Source organism: Streptomyces sp. NPDC051452, from assembly GCF_044454765.1.
Taxonomy (GTDB): domain Bacteria; phylum Actinomycetota; class Actinomycetes; order Streptomycetales; family Streptomycetaceae; genus Streptomyces.
Map to the genome: position 1 here is coordinate 1 of NZ_JBITEB010000048.1, position 1679 is coordinate 1679.

Annotated in this window: 2 protein-coding genes; one reads left to right on the plus strand and one right to left on the minus strand. The window is 68.1% G+C overall.

Annotated features, from left to right (window positions below):
* Window positions 1–52 precede the first annotated feature (52 nt).
* A complete protein-coding gene (locus tag ACIBA9_RS38140) occupies window positions 53–667 on the plus strand; it encodes a hypothetical protein (protein WP_399370377.1) in 615 nt (204 codons plus the stop codon).
* On the opposite strand, the gene ACIBA9_RS38145 is transcribed toward ACIBA9_RS38140, so the two are convergent.
* On the minus strand, window positions 615–1568 hold the full coding sequence (locus ACIBA9_RS38145; RefSeq protein ID WP_399370379.1) for an IS5 family transposase: 954 nt from the start codon (window positions 1566–1568) through the stop codon (window positions 615–617). The two genes, ACIBA9_RS38140 and ACIBA9_RS38145, sit on opposite strands and share 53 nt — an antisense overlap.
* Window positions 1569–1679: the final 111 nt, after the last annotated feature.

Here is a 1679-nt window from a genome sequence, read left to right on the forward strand (position 1 = left end):
TCAGAAGCCGTATCTCAACCGAACGTGATCGTTGACTTTTCGCTGGTCAGGCATGGTTCCGGCGGGATGCGGGAGAGATCCCGCGTCCTGTCTCTGTCTGATCGTCGAGGTGTGCGTGGTGGCGTCGATTCTGGGTTTGCTGGAGGAGCGCGAGGCGGCTGCCCGTGTGCGGGCGGAAGAGTTGCGGGAGGCCGCGGTGTTGGCGGCTGTGGCGCTGGAGGCCGCCGAGGTCGAGCTGGAGCGGCGGGTGATCGCGCGTGAGGAACTCGTCGATGCCCTGGCCGTTTCCGCGGCCGAGACCGTCGTCGTCGTGGAGGACGGCGGGGAGAAGGCCGCGCCGGCCGAGCCCGGTCCTGAGCCCGTGGCCGTGTCGGTACCGGGGGCCGTGGTGCCGCCGTGGCGGGAGGGGTTGTCGGTGTCGGTCCTCTCGCCGGACAATCAGCGGATCTTGAATGTGCTCCAGGATCGACCGGGCGGTGCGCCGGTGCGGGCCAGGGACATCGCGGAGGCTCTGGGGATCGATACGACGGTGGCGGCGAAGGTCGAAGGAGTGCGCTCGAAGGCGAAACGCCTGGGCGAGCGTGGCTGGCTGCTCCTGGAGGCGTCGGGGATGTTCAGTGCCGGACGGCGGCTCGTGGCCGGGCCAGCCGGCGCCCCATCCGAGTGATCATCGAGAACAGGATCATCGCCTCGCTGGTCGCGGGCAGGGTCTCGTAGTCCCGGGCCAGACGCCTCGAATGCATCAACCAGCTCAGCGTCCTCTCTACCACCCACCGCCTGGGCAGCACCACGAACCCCTCCATGTCGTCGGTACGTTTGACGATCTCGAGGGTGAGCGCAAGCTTCTCGCGGCACCAGTCGATCAGGCCGCCGGTGTAGCCGCCGTCGGCCCAGATCAGGGTGATGTCCCGGTGGAGGTTCCGCAGCCGTGCCAGCAGGGACACGGCCGCCTCGCGGTCGCCGATGTTCGCGGCGGTCACCGCGACGACCAGGATCAGACCGAGGCAATCCGTGATCACGTGGCGCTTCCTGCCGTTGACCTGCTTGCCACCGTCGTAGCCGCGTGAGGCGGCGGGCACCGAGGCGGCCGCCTTCACCGACTGCGCGTCGATGATCCCCGCGCTGGGTTCCGCCTCGCGGCCTTCCCGCTTTCGCACATTCTCCCGCAACCGGTCGTGGAACTCCGCGATCAGCTCGTTCTCGCGCCAGCGGCGGAAGAAGGCATAGACCCGGGCCCAGGCGGGGAAGTCCACCGGCATCGACCGCCAGGAGATCCCGCCAGCGACGAGGTAACGGATCGCGTCCAACATCTGACGGTGGCAGTAGCCCTCGGGCTGCCCACCCCGGCCCTCCAGCCAGGCCGGGACCGGCAGCAGAGGACGGACCGCCGCCCACTCCTCGTCCGACATGTCCGAGGGGTAGTGCCGCTTCCGGTCGGGATGATCGGCCGCGTTGCCGTACACGTGCGCGAGACAATCGCACAACACGTCGGACGAGTTGAAGTGAGCGGGCACAGGCGCGTACAACTGCGGCAACAGGGCCTCCGGGTACTCGGTATGGATTCGCATCCCCGAGCTACCAGGAGGCCCTGCCTTCATGCGCCAGCCGTCCGGAGATCACTCGTGCGGGAAACCTGTTCGACCTCCACGTTCCATGATCGGTTGAGATACGGCTTCTCA

Bases quoted from the DNA above. Each gene is read 5' to 3' on its own strand.
- ACIBA9_RS38140 (WP_399370377.1), top strand. From the start codon at position 53: ATGGTTCCGGCGGGATGCGGGAGAGATCCCGCGTCCTGTCTCTGTCTG.
- ACIBA9_RS38145 (WP_399370379.1), bottom strand. From the start codon at position 1,568: ATGCGAATCCATACCGAGTACCCGGAGGCCCTGTTGCCGCAGTTGTAC.